Genomic DNA, 16,425 nt, shown 5'->3' on the forward strand with positions numbered 1-16,425 from the left:
GAAGGTGGCGCACAATGAAGCCGTCAATAACGCTGCGCATGGGATCGCTCGCATCGGCGGTCCCTTCCCTCCTCGTCGTTGCCGGTGCCGGCTTCGCTGGCCCGGCGAACGCGCAACTGACGCCAACGCCGGTCCTTCCGCTGCTCGATCCCGGCCGCTTCGAAGTGCCCGGTCCGAACGAGCGTCGCATATCGCCGGCCGAGCTCCCCGACATACTGGAAACAACGCCTCCCGAGACGCCGCCCGGACCGCTCTACACGCTGCCCGAAGGCGCCGCTGCCGTGGAAGCTAAGCCAGGCCAGCAGGCTTTCGAAGTGAGCAAGGTCACGCTGCACGGTGTGACGCGCTATCCGGACGAGACCTTCGCGCCGTTGCTCCGCTCGCTGGCAAACAGGCCAGTGACGCTTGCCGACGTGAACGCGGTCGCCGCGCAGATCACCGCGCGTTACCGCGAAGACGGCTACGTGCTGGTTCGCACCATCGTGCCGGCACAACGCATAGAAGCGGGCGAGCTGGTGCTCGAAGTGATCGAAGGAAAACTGAATCAGGCGGAGGTGAAAGGTCACGAGAGCCGCGCGATGCGCCGTTACATCGACAGGCTGCTGAGCGAAGCGCCGCTCACCGGTGCGACGCTCGAACGCTACATCCTGCTGACGAACGATCTGCCCGGCAACAACGTCAGTGCCGTGCTGGCGCCGTCGCCCAGCGTGCCCGGCACCGACATCCAGCTTAACAACGAGTTTCACCGCTGGGATGCATTCGTCGGCGTCGACAACCGGTCGAGCCGCTATTTCGGACCGTGGCAGTTTTACGGCGGCGTGAGTGTCAACGATCCAACGGGCCTCGGAGACCAACTGTCGGTCCGCGCCGGCCGATCGGTATCGGGCAACAAGATGACGTTCGTCGAAGGCGCGTATGACGTGCCGATCGGCAGCGATGGCCTCATGCTGAGCCTGCTCGGTCAGTACAACGATGGCAATCCCGACGTGCCCGCCTGGCTGAACGCCAACAGCCGGGGCACGACATTCGCGGCGCGGCTCACGTATCCGCTGATCCGCTCGCGCGCGCAGACACTGAAGCTGTCAGTCGCGTTCACATCGTTCGACGGCCGTTCGGTCTATCTGGACGAACCCGATCTGCCGCCGTCGTCGAACGATCACATACGCGCGTTGCGCTTCGGCGCGAGCTGGGATTTCGTCGATGCGTACGGCGGACGCAACCTGCTGAAGGGCGAATTGAGCCAGGGCCTGCCCGGACTGGGTGCAAGCGATCAGGACCGCGCCAATCCGTCGCGTCTGGATGGCCGCATCGATTTCACGAAACTTCAGGTCGACGCGCAGCGGCTGCAGGACCTCGGCGCGATCCTGCCCGGTCTCGGCGTCTATCTCGCGGTCACGGCGCAGACTTCATTCGGCCAGCCGCTCCTTACGCCCGAGCAGTTCGGCGTGGGCGGCAACTTCTTCGGCCGCGGCTACGATCCCTCTGAAATCGTCGGCGACAGCGGCGTGGCGGGCAAGGTCGAACTCGAGTACAACGTTCATCACCGGTTGGGCAATTACACCGTGCCAACGCAGTATTACGCGTTCTGGGACATCGGCAGAGTGTGGAACGCGCCGCCCTACTCCATCCAGTCCGAGAGCCTCGCTTCGGTGGGCCTCGGCGCGCACATCACGATCGCGAAGAACATGATCGTGTCACCCGAAGTGGCGTTTCCGCTGACACGGCCAGTGATCGCTAGCGAACTCAACGGCGAGAACGGCAAGGCGCCGCGGTACTACGTCAACTTCATCAAGCGCTTCTAAACGGGCGTCATGCGCGCTCCAGTGAGTCGCAGAGGAACCGGCGCTGCAAGCCGCGGTTCAATCGAGGTCACGACGTCCATGAATCGCATACATCCGTATCCGCCACGATCTGACGACGCACCCCGCGGCTCCGCCCGCAGCACTAGAAGTCCACGCCGTCGCGAATGATCGGACGTCCGGGCCGATTTGGCCCACCCCGAAGAGCCGGAATTTTCCGACTGAGGGTGACCCGCTTAAACGGATAGATTTGCAGTTGAGTCTAATGCGGTGTGGCACCTCCCGATAAGGTTGAATCGCGGATTGTCCACGGGCGGGCCGCGTTGCGATGAGAGTTGAACGTGCGCATGCAGGTTTTCGAATTCAAGCGGCGAACAGTAGCCGATGCTGCTGTGCAGGCGTCGTACGTTGTACAAGCCGCAAGCACAACACCCACATTACCGAGTCACGAGAAGTTCTCTATCGCTGGCACCCGTGGTTCGGTCGAACGGCCTGGATCTTCAACGTGCTCGAGAAGAATGGCGAGATCATTCTTCGATGTGCACTCGACCCTCTCGAGGCAACGGCGCGCGTATCGGAGATGCCGCTGGGATGTTTGACTCAGTTACCTGCGGTCGCATCAGATATTCCGTATTCAGAAGGGAACGAAACTTGGCGCGAATTCCAGGAGGTGTATGACAGGGACAGCCAGCCTGAACACTATGCAGCCGTGGGTGACAGCCCAAGTCGGGGCGACAATGAGGAAGCAAGGCTCATTCTGGACCAGATGCGGGACGCCTTGGACAAACCGATATTGCGGCCTAGCGATTTTCCTCGTTAAGCCGCGCCGGAGCGGCTATGTTGGGGGATCTACACCGTGGGCGTTTTCCTATTCGTTCGTGTGTATTGCGCAATACAGACCGGTGGTTGCGTAATTACCCCCATAAACGATCACCGTTCCCTGATCGAGCCCGCCGCCGGGACCTGCCCGCAGGAGGTCCGAAGTTCAAGTCGTGTCCGATCATGACCGGCAACGAAATCGAATTCTTCGACCGACTGGAGCGCGTGCCTCGAATTTCGGATATTCCCGTGGCCGTTCTCATCGAACGCGCGAGCCGTGAATCCGCCGCTCCGCACGCTAACCGCAGCCCCGTGGCCTGGGCTGGCGCTCAGTCTATTGCGATACAATAGAAGCCATTGAAACGCAAGAGACTGAGGTGCGCGATGGCTGAAGCGTTGAAAACAGTGACGGCTCAACTACCGGTGAATCTGGTGGACCGCATGGAGAGCTTGGCGACGAAGCTCGACCGCTCAAAGCAATGGATCGTTCGCAAGGCGGTGGTGGCTTACCTCGCCCGAGCGGAGCGTGAACGCCAGATGATCCAGGAAGGCTTGGACGACGTGACCGCTGGCAGGCTGATTTCGATGGACGCGATGGAGCGCTGGGCCGACAGTCTAGGCACCGATCACGAGCTTCCCTTTCCGAAGGTAGGTGACTGATGGCCGTACCGGTCGTGTTCTCCAGCAAGGCCGCGTCGGACCTGCTGACCATCTACGAGTTTGAAAAGATGCTCAACGGAGCGACCAAGGCGCGCGAAATCGTGAAAGCGCTTAACGTCGAGGCCAAATCCCTGGGTGTCCAACTGCGCCACCGCATCGGGGAGGAACTGGACGGTTGGGAGGGTCCACCGGCCCGAGAAGTTCACAAGGACGTGTGCCTCCACGGGGATTACGAAATCCATTACGAGGTCATCCCGTCCTACGAGCCAACTCCCACCAGCATCGCGATCCTTCGGGTGTGGGACACGCGGCAGGACCGCTGAACGAAAGGGCCGACAGGCCCTTTTTTTTGTTGCGCGGCACTGTTCGACAGCCTTTTTGCAACCCCCGATCGCGTCGGCCCTTCGCCATCTGCGCGCGCATGGTCTTAAACCTCTCCAGTGAGACACCCTCCATCATCATGAAAATTCTGTAGTCTTCCACGCTAAGACCAAAGTATTGGACAAACTCGGCGTCTGCTTTTGCGTTCGAACGCCACCAGAAAACAGCGACAACCAAAAACCCGATTACCATAAAGTCGCCAAGTTCAAACATTTCTCACTCTCCGGATTCGGTTAGCGGGTAACCGGATTGATCGTTAGTTGCGATCAGCGGCAAGGCTGTTGAACTTGGCCATGCTTGCATCCGGGTTCGCGTCAGCAGCCGTCAGCGCCGTGGTCGAACCGCCGAGCGATGCTGCGACCTCGTTCGTCATGTACATGCTGCCGTTTGCACCGTCTTGCAGACGCGCAGTTATCCCCATTTGGTAGCCTGCCGGATCTCGCATCATCGCGACCGATTCCGCGAGGGACGCGCCTTGTGCGCGCACGATGTTGTGAGCGATATGGTTGAGTTGCGGGATAGTCGTTGCTGCGCCTGCTGCGAAGATTGCGCCGATTGCGAGCTTTGGGATCATGTTCGCCCCCTCAGTGGTTGATCGGTGCGTAGTGCATCACCGTCACCGAATCGAGCCACGCGCTCACTGCGATACGGGCCAGCCCGAAACCAACGGTCAAGGTCATTGCGACAACGACTCCGACCACCAGGACAACGAGAGCCTTTTTAAATTCGTCGGACATTCGTTCTTCTCCGGGTGCCCTCAAGAAACGGATTTACTGGGATGGTCCTCCCACTTTTCGGGCGGACCTGATTTTACGGATCAGCTCGTCGGGCTTCCTGCTACCTAGGATCTAACACGCTAACGGAAAAGCGCGAACTCAACCCTGATTCAGACGGGCTTTCTGGTCGTGTCCTTGACGGCTTCCTTGACGTCGCCTGCCTTCTTCCGTGTTTCGCCCGCCGCCTGCTGGACATCGCCCTTGACTTCCTGCTTCCGGTGGCCCGTTGCGCGGCCGATGGTCTCAGTCACCTTGCCTTTGACCTTCTCCGTCACACCCTTTACCTGATCCTTGTTCATGGCCGGCCTCCGATGCAAAACTGATTCATGGATGGGATTGCCGCCCGTCGCCGGGCAGGCTCAGAAGGTGCGCAAACAGCGTGCCTGATGTCCTGGTGCCGGAAGCGCGCCCTGTCGACGGCGCAATGGGCAAACACCGATTGCATGGTCGCTGCACTGAGGCGCTAACATGGAATGATGGGAGCGCCGGTAGCAGGGAGGATCGCTTTTGCCACGCCTGAAACGATCACGACTGCAGCCCTGTTGCTTCAGTGCGTTGCGTTCCGATACATAGCGAGGTTGACATGAAGTACGCAATCATCATCTGCGCGGTTCTGCTCGTCACCGCGTTTGCCACGGACTTCCCGCGGGCCCAGGGAACGGCGCAGTCGATCACCGCGAGCCGGGTCGATGTCGTTCAGGTGGCGTCCGGTTATCGGGCCTCCAAAGTCATCGGCTCGACCGTCTACAACGAAAGCCGGGACGCGATCGGAACGATTGACGATCTGATTGTGAGTCCGAAGGATAAGGTGACGTACGCGATCCTGTCGGTCGGCGGCTTTCTCGGTCTCGGTACTCACCTCGTCGCGGTGCCCTTCACCTCGCTGCAGGTTGCCGACAAACAGATGCGGTTGTCCGGCGCGACCCGGGATTCCCTGAAGGCGTTGCCTGAATTCAGATACGCCTTACCCTGAGCGCGTCCATCCTGTTATGCGACGTTGACCCCGCATACCGGGACCCCGATGAGCGGATGCGAACGCGATCGGGGCCGGGGCATCCGCATTGCGCTCAGATCTTCAGCCGTGTGACCTTGGTGCCTTCCAGCAAGACACCGGCCATCAGGCCGGCATTGGTCAGCACGAAGGCCTCGACCGGCGCGGTCGTAGTTGACGTATCGATATGCCGTTCGCCCCGACCTTGACGACGGCGACCGTCGCGTCGCCGCCGGCTGCCCAGCCTTCGATGCTGCGGAACCAGTCCGGCGCTTCCTGCGTCATGAACAGGGAAATGATCGCCGTGGACTGCGCGCCGATTTGCAGGCCAAACGAGCCGCCGGCCGTGCTGTAGTAGCCGGCTGTCTGGCCGCTGACGCGCAACGCACCTTCGCCGTACTTGCCGCCGACCCGGAAACCGGCTTGGGTCACCGACGGGAAGACGAGCACGCCGCGGGCTTTCGCGACGAGTTCGCGTGCCCCATTGGCCGTTGAATACAGGCGCGCCAGCGTCGAATCGATATCGGCACTGATCGACTGACGTTTCCCAGCGTTGCCCGCAGTGCTCGACGCAGACTTCGGGAGGCATGCTTAATGGGTTTTGTCGCATTAACGCGGTCAAGTAAAATCCGTCGACCGCAACGCGTGACAAGCATAATGGCAAAGACGAAGACGCTGCCCGCTGACATTGGCAAGGTACTGAAGCGGCTGCACTATCCGCTGGACGCAAACGCAAACGGCCCGTCGGCAAGAGCTGGCGCGTCGACGAGACCTACGTCAAGGTCAAAGGCCAATGGAAATACTTGTACCGTGCCGTCGACAAGGCGGGCAACACGGTCGATTTCCTGCTGCGCGCCCATCATGACAAGGCCGCTGCTCGCCGCTACTTCGAGAAGGCGATTGAACAGAACGGCGAGCCCGAGACAATTAGCGTGGACAAAAGCGGTGCGAATCTGGCTGCGCTTGAAGCGCTCGATGCCGAGCGTTCAACGCCGATCAAGGTCCGGCAAAACAAATATCTGAACAACGTCGTCGAGCAGGATCATCGTGCCATCAAACGCATCATCAAACCGATGATGGGGTTCAAGGATTTCCGCTGTGCGCGGATCGTCCTGTCTGGCATAGAGATCGCGCACATGATCCGCAAGGGGCAGATGTGTGACGATGGCGCCGCCTCGACTGCAGCCGAGCGATTTTATTCGCTCGTGATGTAAGCAATCCTCTTCATCTCATGCACCTGATCGTCGCATCGTCCTTAACGCGACACAACCCATTAGAACGCCATCTAAACGCAGACAACGGCCAACCTTGGACAGCGCCCCTTTTTCGCGCGGACGCTGCCCTTAACGCAATGCGCTCTGCAATCGGCTGGGTGGTGCGGGCTCAGGGCATGAAGCAGGAAGCCGTCAAGCTCGTGCCGGCACCCGGACGCCGGGTAACGCTGTGCCCAACAATGCGTAGGCGATCGGGATGCGTGGCTGGCGCGCAAGCACGAAAACGATGCCCTGCATGTGCAGGTCGTCCCGGCGATGCCGGCACGACGCAAGCTCCCCTTTCACCAAGTCAAGATTTAGTTTGCTTTTCGACGGCATTGAGCGCATGGTGAAAAGATCCAGATGTACCTGACCGCCCTTTTCGCATCCGGACAGGCATCGGTTCATGACGGTCAGTATCGCCTAAGGAGCGCGCCATCATGACCATTCCCACCATCGAATACAGAGGGTACGAGCTACGTGCGTACTCTCACCAGGTGTTTCCGCTGCATCGTGATCCGTATGCCAAAGGACCAAGGCAGTTCTCATCGTTCGTACGGATCGACACCATTCCGTCCGGCGAAGTCAAGGCACGGCGCTATGCAACGTTGTTCGACGCGTTAAGTCCCACCACCGCAGGCGACGCTATCGACCTCGCGATGCAATACGGCAAAGACATCGTCGATGGCAAAGTTGAGCCAACCGAACTATGACATCCCGAATGTGAGTCAGCGCGCAGCTGAATGGAGCAAGTCATGCAATATCCGCTTTATGTGCACCGGGACGGCGACACCGGCTTTCGTGCCAGTTTTCCCGACCTTCCGCGAGCAGTTGCGCGTGGCCATTCGTTCGATGAACTGAAACGCAACGCACAGGAGGTTGTCGAACTGATGTATGACCGCAGCGAGCAACTCATACCCGCTCCCACCTGCAGTACGTCGGAGTTGCAATCGCTCGACATGGACGATGGGAAAGGGATCTGGATGTTCATCGAGATCAATCTGGCGCGGGTTACCTCGAAAGCCGTGAGCGTTCAATTCAGTCTGCCCGAGAGTCTGCTGCAGAGAGTCGATGCTGCAGCAAAAAAGCGTCACGCGACGCGCTCTACATTCTTTACGCTGGCTGCCGTACACGAACTTGGGAACCGGGACGAAGAGCAATTGCCGTAGACGCCGGTTGTCCGGCGGGTGCGTGTCCGCGGACGGTTGACATCGCACGCCACGACCGGCGTCAGCAATCACAAAACCTGACCTTACGATGTGCCGCGTCGTCCCGACTATCGAGGGCGACGCCAACCGCCTGTCGGCGAACCGGCTTGTTCCATAGTAGGAGTGCGTGATGATTGACGATCAGGTAAATGCCGAAGAATTGGCAGAAAGCAGGCGACAGAGAGAGGCTATGGCGAATGCGACGGATGATGGCATGCCGGTGGCCCGGGAAGATAAAGAGCGAGATGCCGCCGAAGGGATTCGACACAGAACACCGAAGCAATGGGTCAGGCACGCAAGAAAATGGCTGGGTGCTGGAAGCGGCTTTTTGCGACCCTGAACATCGGTGACTCGTAAGGAAAATATCGTTCCGCCCTGAGACGGCGGAGGCGGAAGAACCGGCGAAGCGTCGGTTCTCTTGCAGTGGGGCGGCATCGTCCCGGTACAAAAGTCCTAACCAGGCCCCGACGCCAGATCTGGTGGCGCAGGTTTGAGAAGACCGGCTACGGTGCCATATCGCGATCCAGGCGAGGTGGCATGGATTTCGACGTGAAGTGGCACGCGTGAAGCATCCGCGGCTCGTGTGACACGTTCGGGCCGCCCGAGCCCCTGTACGGCAGCGTGCAGACATGCCTGCCCGTCCGGTACAGACTTGATCTGTGACACCGAATCACTTCTGCAAGGATCCTGATGTCGCGCTCCCAATTCGAAATAGACCTAACGCACCTCGAACAGATCATTCCGTTACTTGTGCGCGGAAATCCGCTCGCGCTATCGTACTGGCGGCGTCGCATTTCTTCGCTATCGACCCAGCAGGGTCTGCTACCCGATGGGAACAGGCGCGTAACCCGACTGCTTAAAGTATTCGATGAGGTCGAGCGCGCATTGACATCAGGCAAGGCCACCGCCCGACGGTCACCGGGATGAACCGCGACGCGTTTACGACCCGGTCGCAACGCCTTCAAAACCGGTAACAGGCGCTCGAATTCCCGCTTGAGCACGGTTCAGCACTCACAGACACGTCTGATATAACGGGGCCGCAGTGACACCTCTCAAGACGGCGTAGACGGATGGGGTCAAATGATACCGGAGTAGCGGAATGGATCTGCTCACGACGGCGGCCGAAGTGAATTGCTCCGCACGCATCGCGTCAGAACACCGAGACCCTATCGCTCCTTTCCCCCCCGTTGATCTCGCTTCGGCGTCGCCATACCTGCTTTCCCCGCTCGGAAAGCTCGCCGCAACTATCCTCCGCGTCGGCCTCCGTGCCTTCTATCGCCATTTCGCCGCAGGCCTGTTCCTGTGCATTTTGCTTCTGCCTGTGCCGGGCCGCCACGGCTTCATCGTGCGACCTGCCTGCGTAATTCATGGTCATCTCGCCAACTCCTTAAGAAAGTAGTCTTTGCAATCTGCCAATCTGCACAGCGCGTTTCATTTCTGGACCGACAATCCCAATTGCTGGCGTAGCCGATCCAATACATGGTGCTCGTCCATCAAACGGATCTCCCGCTTGTACAGAAGGCTGCGCCTGTATCGCCGCAGTGACACGCCGAACATCAGCGCCAGTCCGATCGTGATGCCCCACATCGCATACGTCATATCATCCTTTTCAATCTGTTCTCGCTTTACCTCGGCCGACGGACCGTACGATCGAGAAATAGCACGCGCGCGCCAGCGCTCCCAAAAATCATGTCGAATCACTCAGTGCTTATGGTGCAGCCAGTCGCGAATTGGATGCACGTCCAGCCAGCGGGTACCCGGCCCGTCCTTGTGTTCTCGCCTGTACCGTGCTGTTGCGAGTGTCGCGACACATAGCAGCACCACGATCCCCACTACAAAACTGATCATTGACTGGGTCATGGCAGCCTCCTTTGAGGTCAGAACCATGCTTATATTTTAGGTGGGCCAGGGAAATTGCAGGAGCCATCTTCATTCAACGCTCCTTGTTTCGAGCGAACCGTGTCGCGCGGCTGCGTACTGCGATATAGCTAGCGATGCTACTCAGCAGGTCAGGGATGATGTTCCTGCGTGGCCGGACGAACGGTCGATTCAGACTACCTTGCGCCAAATGCAGCACAGGCGATGGCGGCCCCCCTGATCGCCGTCAGAAGCCAATCGGCGTTGCCCCGTTAGGGCGGTGTGCAGGGCCGCTCCAGGAAGCCGAGGATTGGCAGATCTGGAAGCACTCGCGCGACAGGTCTGTAGCTCATGAAACCGAAGATCGATTCTGCGGACCGCCGACATACTGTTTCTTTGCGATGTCCAGAACCTTTTCGCGAAACTCGTCAAAGGCACCAGGCGCCGACCGCTCGTCGGATCCAACGCAAGGTTGCAGATTTCTGAGCATGGTGTCGGCGCCCAAAGGTGATTTCGCGTAAATTGTCGTACTCCCAGAAACACACGCAATGTCGGGAGGCACCATAGCTACGGCTGGGGTTGGGAAATTGAAGCACCGCGATCAACTCTTCGCGCGCACGGCCGAGTAGCGCCACTTACTGGCGTTGGAGTCGATCGCGGTGTAACTGACGCGTCTTTTCTCCGCTCTCAGAGCATCCGCTGCGTCGAGTATATGAGCACGCGTCCTGCGTTCGACGGCGTACTCGCTCTCGCTGCCAATTGCAGCCGAAGCAGGTTTGAGTTGCGACCGCATGATGGGCTCCGAAGCTGGAGGTCGCGCGCGAGCGACCGGTCTCCCCACTGTATACCCTTTGGCTGGCACCAACGTTTCTATTTACCTGGAATCCTTGGAGTTCAGCTTTCCTACACGTTTAGACAATTCGACCTTCAAGAATTCGCTCGGACGGCGACCGCCGCCGCTGGTCCAGCGCCTTTTGCTCCGCTATACGCAGGCGATGATCACTAGATGACGGCGACCGCCAACGAGACGGATTACGCTGGTGAGTACCACTACCGCGCCGGGAGAGGTCATGACCGACCTCCAGGATTTACCCGTGCAGGATCGTTGGGCGCGCCTGCACTTCGCGTCGTGGGTCATTGGCTTGCTGCACCGCCTGAACGGGGGACTGCGAAAACACATCAGCGCGTTGCCCACCATACGCCGGCGTCATCCCCTGACTGACGACGATGTCCAGTTCGGCCGCTCCAACCGTTCAATCGCCGGGCGCTCGTGGAAAATACCGCCTCACCACGATCGGGACGTGAGGCTCTCGCTTCAAGGCTGAACCTCATACGGTGGACATGTGGACAGGCGCTGATCGTTTACCGCACGGCCGACGTTGACGTGATACAGGCTTTGCCAGGTGTGATCCTCCACGCCGAGCAGTGCGTGCATTTCATCATCGAAAAAGCAGCCAATCCCTGTCGCGCGCACACCGGCGGCTTCGGCTTCGAGATAGAGCGCCTGGCCAAGAATGCCGCATTCCCAGAACAGATGGCGATAACGCCATGGCTGTTTCAATGCGATCCCGAATGCCGCGATCATCCCCAGCGCAAAGCAGGAATCGGCGCCGATATCCTGGTGGCAGCAGATCAACTTTGTCGTGGCGCGCAAATCGTAAGGCACCAGAAGATAGAGCGGCAGATGATCGGGGCCGGTCTTTTGCCAGAGCCATTCTGGACGTAGAGACCGCTTGAGATCCGGCAGCGCGCCCGGATTTCTCACGAACATATACAGGCCCGGCTCCAGGTCGCTCACGCGGTGCACCATTAGCGCTGCATGCACTGCAGGAGGAAAGATCAGCGCATTCCACGGCGGCGTGTCATGACGTGGCAACAGGCACGCCAGCATGCTGAAAAACGCCGGCTTGGCGATGCACGTCGTACCGTCGAAGTTCACCGCGCTGCGACGCTGCCGCGCGATCCGGGCAAAGTTGAGATCAAGGGCGGGCGCCGCGGGCGACGGATGCAGCTCCAGATCCGGCGAGGTTGGTTCGCGAGTACGGGCCTTATGCGTGGCGCGATGGATCGAATCGATATCCGGCCACTTCACATGTCCGGGACTCAGCTGATTCGCGCGTCCGTGGCACTGCGCGCTATCCAGGGCGATCAGCATGCGCTCAAGATCAGGCCGCAATTCAGGGTTGCCGATCCAGAGCAAGGCATCCGGCGCCTCTGCTTCTGCCTTCCCGAAATCCTCTGCGCGGTTCAATCCACGCAGGTTGGCCACTGCGCCGTCCGCGGCCTCCTCCACCAGCCGCGTCTGCCAGCCAAGCGCTGCCGCGGCGTAACTCACCGCGGCGATGACATGGCCGCCATCGTGCTGGCAGTAGCGCCAGGCGCGCATGCCGTATTTCCACGCCTCGCGCCAGGGGATCGAGCTTATGCCGACCAGGACGCCACTTTGCGCGAACGCCTCGCTCCATCGTTCGTCATCCATTGCAGCGCGACATTCAAGGGAATGGTTCCGGCTCAGGTAATGGTAGACCCTGCTGGACAAGCCGGGCAGAGTCGGACACAGAAGTAGCCCTCGGTCGGATGCAAATTTCCGCCCAAAGGGTTGCAGCGCAGTGCCCACCGCTGGGTGCCGGAGGATTTCCACGCCGACAGGCCGAGCGAAAGCTCGAACAGGATTGCCAGACTGGGAAGATCGAATCTGCGCGCGGGCGGCAAAGCGCCGCAGCGCAGTTCGTTGTAGCGTGTAGTCAGGCTATTCGCGGCTAACAGCAGACCAATGCGCGGTGCGCCGTGAAACACCCGGAACGGATCCGGTTGGGTTGCCCAGTCGAGTGTCCCGGGGCCAAGGGCGTATCCGCTGCCGCGATGCTTGCTGCGCTCGTGATATTCAAGCATCGCATGCTTTAACCGGTCCACGTTCCCCCCAGACCAGGAATACCCGCACATGCGGCTGTACAAAACCGGCTGGCTGGACGTTGGGGCGCGATCGTCATCAAGTCGTGGAATCGAACGCGTTGCGGCAAACTGCTATTGCGTTCGGCGCCTCCTGTGCGACGCCCCGGCAATCGGGTCGTCTTCTCGAACGCCGGGGGATGTTTCCAGCGCTTAGGTCACCCTTCAGGTGTCTTCGAAGGTATTCTGGACCGCCGACTTCAAAAACTCGTGACCATCCCAGGTTAGCCGCCAGTCGCTACCCATTGAGCGGACGAGATTTGCGTCGGCCAGCAGGTTCAACTGATACCACACACCCCGGTTCGAAACATCGAACGCATCCTTGAGCGCGCTTTCAATGTCATATTCGCTAAGGTGCGGGGATTTGTTTTCCTCGAGAGTCTTCAGTATTGCGAGTGCCAGATTCATATCGCGTTTCACGATTTCCTCCTGTCGCAGATAGGACATGCATCGAAAGCGCGCCACGGGTGCAACGTCCGCGCAATCATATCGGGCGTGGCTTGCTGTACGGCTCTTTGCGCTTTCGCACAGCGCCGCGAAAAGGGTGGCACGACGCGAGCCGCGCAGTACACGGCGAGCCCTGTCGTCTCGCCGGTGGGGGGCGCTGATTGCAGAGCTGACCGGCGGCGCCGCAATCGATGTGATTCCGGGGTCCCGACAGGCTCATGTCACGGTCCGAACGCGCAGGGTGAATTACAACACCAGTCGCGAGCGCTGCCTGGGATTCAACGCTTCGGTCCCCTCATACCCTCGGTTTCCATCGCAGCATTCCGCTCTTCGCGGGCTTCAATGGGTTCCATGGTTTCGTCGATGGAAGCTGTCGCGCGTTCTGTGGCCGCCTTCGTTTCGTCGACGGTGGAACCGAGTCCTCCGTCGTCGTCGCTCGGGGGCTCAAGCATGTCTCGAAGCATGGCCTCCAACTCCGGGGTGTCCCACGGTGCGCCATGCTGCTCTTTCTTCCTTATGTAGTGCCTGACTTCTGCGTCCTGCTCCGGCGTCAGGGGAAGACCGCGAAATGTGCTTTGGGGGGTTGCGTCGGTCATGGCATTGCTCCGGAATTTATCCCGTTTTAAGTGTAGCCCTGTTGTGGCCAGCAAGCCTCCACTATCGGTCTGCGCATGGACTGGTCCGTCCATTCGCATCGGCTCGTCCAGCGAGCGGACGTTGCTGTCGGCACAGATGCGAGCCTTGACGCTTTGCGCAATTGCTGCTGATAGCGGCACCGTGCAAACGATCCCGGGCGGCCCAACGTCACGCGATGACATGGTTCAGCGCGGGAGCCTTGCGTAGAGGGGACTTTGGGTCTTTTTGCGGCAGCTGCAGGCGGTTTCGACCGCTCATGGGCGATGCGCGCACCGATGCAAATTGCGACGGGTCATGAAGGATGGCAGGAACCATGACAAAACTGTCCGAACAGTTTCCCATCGAGCGCGCGCACTCCTCCGCGCGCCTGCATTCCGCAGCTTGCAGCCACGGATTGGTATCCCAACTGGCCACGGAGCGCAGTGCGGCACAGAAGGACTTCCTCTCGTCGGTGTTTGTTCGCCGGTCCGTCGAGCGGGAGGTTTCGCTTCATCGACCGATCCAGAGCAGACGCAACCGATGATTGAGCACGCTGATGGATGTCCTGCAAATGCAGATGCTTGTGCTCGACGGGTCCACGCTTATGTGGTTCAGGAGATCACGTACCGGATCTGTTGGCCACCCTTGTATAACGTTTCGGCCAGTTCCCGTATTTGGTCGCGACTGCGATCGAACGCCGCGAGCAGATCGGTTTCCTCGCTGCGAGTTCCAGGATTGAGCTTCATCAGCATCTGGCCATCGACAAGGAACGCGATCTCGCGAGCCTTGTCGTAACCCCAGAAACATACACAACGCCTTGATGCGTCGTAAGAGCGACTGGGATTGGGAAAGCTGAGCCCGACCACCTTCTTTGTCATCTATTCTCTCGACGAGACGTAGCGCCACTTTGCGGCATTGACATCAATGCGCGCATCACCGTCAAGCCGCTTCTGGGCGCGGTCGGCTTCCCCCTGCCGCAAGGCTTCGGCGCGAGCCTTCCGGGTCGCAACGTGGTCTTCCTGTCTGCTCGACGGAGCCGGGATCATTGAGGGGCGCTTCAGCATCTGGATGCCTGCAAAAAGAGAGTGCAACTTCAAGGCAATGGCCCGAGGCCAGAAAGCACGCCTGAGCACCGCGACGGGCCACATCAAGGCCGCGATGTTCATTTGCGTGCAAGATTCAACACATATTCGCGCTGGGACTGTCGATCCAGACACTAACGGCGCGCCGATGAAAGTGGCGTTGGCTATCCGAGAGTGCGCCGAATGACGCAACAAAGCAAGAACAATCGGCAAACCGGCAGCCCGGTCTTTTACGGCAAATAGATCGCGACATCCATTAAGAAAACGCCCAGAATGGGGTAGAGAGCAATCCGATCCGTGGTTGCCAAGATGGGGAGCGAAATGCCAAAAGGCGAACAGCGTAGTAATCGCGAGGCGAAGAAGCCTAAACAACCTAAAAAACTGCCATCTCCCAGCTCCGACCGGTTCAAGACACTCCCCCCGAAGGCTTCGGTGTCGAGTGATTTGACGAGGAAGAAGTAGGCGACCGTCGCGTGTGAGCGTCCGGCTGTTTCGCTTCAGGCGCGCCTAATGTCGGCCGAGGCCCCCCATCAGTCCGGGAGAAGCCGCGCCGCTGCCATCGACCTGCGCCTTGTTGCCTTCGTCGATAGCCGTCTTCAATGCGTGTCCCAGTTGTTGATGATTGCCGCCCAGTCCGTGCTGTTGCGGCGAGCTTTCTTTTTTGGGGACGAAATGGTGAGCAAGTTTGACCGCGGCGAATCGAAATGAGGGCACCTCACCGGCTAACCGTACGGCACCAGAGCGTCTACCGCTACTCGGAGCCCGTGCGCTTCGGCGAGCATCGGATGATGTTCCGCCCGCGTGCGAGTCATGATCTGCGGCTTCTCAGCATGCAGCTGCTGATTACACCCACACCCGAACGGCTGCATTGGTTGCACGATATCTTCGACAACTCGGTCGCAGTCGCGACATTTTCGGTCGAAGCGTCCGAGCTGCTCTTCCGAAGCGAGGTGACGCTCGAACACTGGGAGGCGCCGTTGCCCGATTATTCGCTGGAGGCCTATGCGTCGACGTGGCCCTTCGCGTATACGCGCGAGGAGGCCTCCGATCTGGTGAACGCGCGAAGCCGTCAGTACCCGGACGCCGAGGTTGACTTATGGGCGCGACGCTTTATCGAGCCCGGCGGCACCACGGGCACGATGACGTTGTTGCGCAGTATGACGCTCGAGATCAAGAACAGCTTCATGTATGTGCGGCGTACCGAGAAGGGCGTTAATCGTCCTGCCGACACGTTACGCCTGCGCTGCGGCAGCTGCCGCGACTTCGCGGTGCTGATGATGGATGCCGTCCGCTCGCTCGGTCTCGCAGCCCGGTTTGTCAGCGGCTATATCTTCGTTCCGGACTACGACGCCACCTTGGGCGGCGGCGCGACCCACGCATGGCTGCAGATCTATCTTCCCGGCGCAGGTTGGGTGGATTTCGATCCGACCAACAGTATCGTCGGCAACCGGCATCTGATTCGTGTGGCGGTAGCGTGGAATTACGAGCAGGTGCTGCCGCTCTGGGGCACGTGGCAAGGTGCGACCTATTCGTTCCTCGGTCTCGAGGTCGACGTGAGCGTGACGGAAGACGTCTAAGCGCCCGGCGC

The 16,425-nt window shown here is 59.9% G+C and carries 26 protein-coding genes and 2 pseudogenes; 14 read left to right on the plus strand and 14 right to left on the minus strand.

Going from position 1 to position 16,425, the window contains the following annotated elements; translation table 11 throughout:
* The first annotated feature begins 14 nt into the window (after positions 1–14).
* The 5 genes from LJ655_RS26085 to LJ655_RS26105 all read left to right on the plus strand — a co-directional run bounded on the left by LJ655_RS26085 (position 15) and on the right by LJ655_RS26105 (position 3,601).
* On the plus strand, positions 15–1,802 hold the full coding sequence (locus tag LJ655_RS26085) for a ShlB/FhaC/HecB family hemolysin secretion/activation protein (RefSeq protein ID WP_230564060.1): 1,788 nt from the start codon (positions 15–17) through the stop codon (positions 1,800–1,802).
* A 502-nt stretch (positions 1,803–2,304) separates the two neighbouring features.
* The gene (locus LJ655_RS26090; RefSeq protein ID WP_230564061.1) at positions 2,305–2,619 is read left to right on the plus strand and encodes a hypothetical protein; all 315 of its coding nucleotides are present in this window, start codon (positions 2,305–2,307) and stop codon (positions 2,617–2,619) included.
* A 182-nt stretch (positions 2,620–2,801) separates the two neighbouring features.
* Entirely contained in the window at positions 2,802–2,969 is a 168-nt protein-coding gene (locus LJ655_RS26095; RefSeq protein ID WP_230564062.1) for a hypothetical protein, read from the plus strand.
* Positions 2,970–3,002: 33 nt separating this feature from the next.
* Complete coding sequence (locus tag LJ655_RS26100; RefSeq protein ID WP_230564063.1) at positions 3,003–3,278, plus strand: CopG family ribbon-helix-helix protein; 276 nt, start codon at positions 3,003–3,005, stop codon at positions 3,276–3,278.
* Positions 3,278–3,601, plus strand: coding sequence for a type II toxin-antitoxin system RelE/ParE family toxin (locus LJ655_RS26105; RefSeq protein WP_230564064.1), 324 nt, complete (start codon positions 3,278–3,280; stop codon positions 3,599–3,601). The genes LJ655_RS26100 and LJ655_RS26105 overlap by 1 nt, the downstream gene beginning before the upstream one ends.
* A gap of 314 nt (positions 3,602–3,915) precedes the next feature.
* On the opposite strand, the gene LJ655_RS26110 is transcribed toward LJ655_RS26105, so the two are convergent.
* The 3 genes from LJ655_RS26110 to LJ655_RS26120 all read right to left on the minus strand — a co-directional run bounded on the left by LJ655_RS26110 (position 3,916) and on the right by LJ655_RS26120 (position 4,734).
* On the minus strand, positions 3,916–4,233 hold the full coding sequence (locus tag LJ655_RS26110) for a hypothetical protein (protein WP_230564065.1): 318 nt from the start codon (positions 4,231–4,233) through the stop codon (positions 3,916–3,918).
* Between the two features lie 10 nt (positions 4,234–4,243).
* On the minus strand, positions 4,244–4,396 hold the full coding sequence (locus LJ655_RS26115; protein ID WP_230564066.1) for a hypothetical protein: 153 nt from the start codon (positions 4,394–4,396) through the stop codon (positions 4,244–4,246).
* Between the two features lie 149 nt (positions 4,397–4,545).
* Positions 4,546–4,734: a CsbD family protein gene (locus LJ655_RS26120; RefSeq protein WP_230564067.1), complete on the minus strand. Its 189-nt coding sequence runs from the start codon at positions 4,732–4,734 to the stop codon at positions 4,546–4,548.
* Between the two features lie 284 nt (positions 4,735–5,018).
* Here LJ655_RS26120 and LJ655_RS26125 point away from each other — a divergent pair, with 284 nt between their 5' ends.
* Positions 5,019–5,408, plus strand: coding sequence for a PRC-barrel domain-containing protein (locus tag LJ655_RS26125; RefSeq protein ID WP_230564068.1), 390 nt, complete (start codon positions 5,019–5,021; stop codon positions 5,406–5,408).
* A gap of 94 nt (positions 5,409–5,502) precedes the next feature.
* Here LJ655_RS26125 and LJ655_RS26130 read toward each other — a convergent pair.
* A pseudogene (locus LJ655_RS26130) lies at positions 5,503–5,987 on the minus strand (BPSL1445 family SYLF domain-containing lipoprotein); the annotation flags it as partial.
* A 93-nt stretch (positions 5,988–6,080) separates the two neighbouring features.
* On the opposite strand from LJ655_RS26130, the pseudogene LJ655_RS26135 reads away from it, so the two are divergent.
* From LJ655_RS26135 to LJ655_RS26150, 4 genes and pseudogenes are all read left to right on the plus strand, one after another.
* A pseudogene (locus LJ655_RS26135) lies at positions 6,081–6,640 on the plus strand (IS6 family transposase).
* A 479-nt stretch (positions 6,641–7,119) separates the two neighbouring features.
* Positions 7,120–7,392, plus strand: coding sequence for a hypothetical protein (locus tag LJ655_RS26140; protein ID WP_054925072.1), 273 nt, complete (start codon positions 7,120–7,122; stop codon positions 7,390–7,392).
* A gap of 42 nt (positions 7,393–7,434) precedes the next feature.
* Positions 7,435–7,848 carry a type II toxin-antitoxin system HicB family antitoxin gene (locus tag LJ655_RS26145; RefSeq protein ID WP_230564069.1) on the plus strand — a complete coding sequence of 138 codons (414 nt, stop codon included), beginning with the start codon at positions 7,435–7,437 and terminating at the stop codon, positions 7,846–7,848.
* Positions 7,849–8,017: 169 nt separating this feature from the next.
* Positions 8,018–8,227: a hypothetical protein gene (locus LJ655_RS26150; RefSeq protein WP_230564070.1), complete on the plus strand. Its 210-nt coding sequence runs from the start codon at positions 8,018–8,020 to the stop codon at positions 8,225–8,227.
* A gap of 810 nt (positions 8,228–9,037) precedes the next feature.
* On the opposite strand, the gene LJ655_RS30415 is transcribed toward LJ655_RS26150, so the two are convergent.
* From LJ655_RS30415 to LJ655_RS30470, 4 genes are all read right to left on the minus strand, one after another.
* Positions 9,038–9,262, minus strand: coding sequence for a hypothetical protein (locus tag LJ655_RS30415; protein ID WP_230564071.1), 225 nt, complete (start codon positions 9,260–9,262; stop codon positions 9,038–9,040).
* Positions 9,263–9,318: 56 nt separating this feature from the next.
* Positions 9,319–9,486 carry a hypothetical protein gene (locus LJ655_RS26160; RefSeq protein WP_230564072.1) on the minus strand — a complete coding sequence of 56 codons (168 nt, stop codon included), beginning with the start codon at positions 9,484–9,486 and terminating at the stop codon, positions 9,319–9,321.
* Positions 9,487–9,588: 102 nt separating this feature from the next.
* Complete coding sequence (locus LJ655_RS26165) at positions 9,589–9,747, minus strand: hypothetical protein (RefSeq protein ID WP_230564073.1); 159 nt, start codon at positions 9,745–9,747, stop codon at positions 9,589–9,591.
* Between the two features lie 425 nt (positions 9,748–10,172).
* Positions 10,173–10,379, minus strand: coding sequence for a DUF1488 family protein (locus tag LJ655_RS30470; protein ID WP_486644373.1), 207 nt, complete (start codon positions 10,377–10,379; stop codon positions 10,173–10,175).
* A 435-nt stretch (positions 10,380–10,814) separates the two neighbouring features.
* Here LJ655_RS30470 and LJ655_RS26175 point away from each other — a divergent pair, with 435 nt between their 5' ends.
* Positions 10,815–11,069 carry a hypothetical protein gene (locus tag LJ655_RS26175; RefSeq protein ID WP_230564074.1) on the plus strand — a complete coding sequence of 85 codons (255 nt, stop codon included), beginning with the start codon at positions 10,815–10,817 and terminating at the stop codon, positions 11,067–11,069.
* Here LJ655_RS26175 and LJ655_RS26180 read toward each other — a convergent pair.
* The 4 genes from LJ655_RS26180 to LJ655_RS26195 all read right to left on the minus strand — a co-directional run bounded on the left by LJ655_RS26180 (position 11,060) and on the right by LJ655_RS26195 (position 13,736).
* On the minus strand, positions 11,060–12,223 hold the full coding sequence (locus tag LJ655_RS26180; protein ID WP_230564075.1) for a SagB/ThcOx family dehydrogenase: 1,164 nt from the start codon (positions 12,221–12,223) through the stop codon (positions 11,060–11,062). The genes LJ655_RS26175 and LJ655_RS26180 overlap by 10 nt on opposite strands.
* A 32-nt stretch (positions 12,224–12,255) precedes the next feature.
* On the minus strand, positions 12,256–12,636 hold the full coding sequence (locus LJ655_RS26185; protein ID WP_230564076.1) for a nitroreductase family protein: 381 nt from the start codon (positions 12,634–12,636) through the stop codon (positions 12,256–12,258).
* Between the two features lie 222 nt (positions 12,637–12,858).
* Positions 12,859–13,113: a DUF2513 domain-containing protein gene (locus tag LJ655_RS26190; protein WP_230564077.1), complete on the minus strand. Its 255-nt coding sequence runs from the start codon at positions 13,111–13,113 to the stop codon at positions 12,859–12,861.
* Between the two features lie 305 nt (positions 13,114–13,418).
* The gene (locus tag LJ655_RS26195; protein ID WP_230564078.1) at positions 13,419–13,736 is read right to left on the minus strand and encodes a hypothetical protein; all 318 of its coding nucleotides are present in this window, start codon (positions 13,734–13,736) and stop codon (positions 13,419–13,421) included.
* A 353-nt stretch (positions 13,737–14,089) separates the two neighbouring features.
* Between LJ655_RS26195 and LJ655_RS26200 the strand changes: the two genes are divergently transcribed.
* Positions 14,090–14,299, plus strand: a complete 210-nt coding sequence (locus tag LJ655_RS26200; protein WP_230564079.1) for a hypothetical protein — start codon at positions 14,090–14,092, stop codon at positions 14,297–14,299.
* A 67-nt stretch (positions 14,300–14,366) separates the two neighbouring features.
* Here LJ655_RS26200 and LJ655_RS26205 read toward each other — a convergent pair whose 3' ends face one another.
* Positions 14,367–14,633, minus strand: a complete 267-nt coding sequence (locus LJ655_RS26205; RefSeq protein ID WP_230564080.1) for a DUF1488 family protein — start codon at positions 14,631–14,633, stop codon at positions 14,367–14,369.
* Positions 14,634–14,921: a hypothetical protein gene (locus LJ655_RS26210; protein ID WP_230564081.1), complete on the minus strand. Its 288-nt coding sequence runs from the start codon at positions 14,919–14,921 to the stop codon at positions 14,634–14,636.
* 426 nt (positions 14,922–15,347) lie between these two features.
* Here LJ655_RS26210 and LJ655_RS26215 point away from each other — a divergent pair, with 426 nt between their 5' ends.
* Entirely contained in the window at positions 15,348–15,545 is a 198-nt protein-coding gene (locus LJ655_RS26215; RefSeq protein ID WP_230564082.1) for a hypothetical protein, read from the plus strand.
* Complete coding sequence (locus LJ655_RS26220; protein WP_230564083.1) at positions 15,542–16,414, plus strand: transglutaminase family protein; 873 nt, start codon at positions 15,542–15,544, stop codon at positions 16,412–16,414. The genes LJ655_RS26215 and LJ655_RS26220 overlap by 4 nt, the downstream gene beginning before the upstream one ends.
* The last annotated feature ends 11 nt before the right edge of the window (positions 16,415–16,425 follow it).

This window comes from Paraburkholderia translucens, from assembly GCF_020881035.1.
GTDB lineage: Bacteria > Pseudomonadota > Gammaproteobacteria > Burkholderiales > Burkholderiaceae > Paraburkholderia > Paraburkholderia translucens.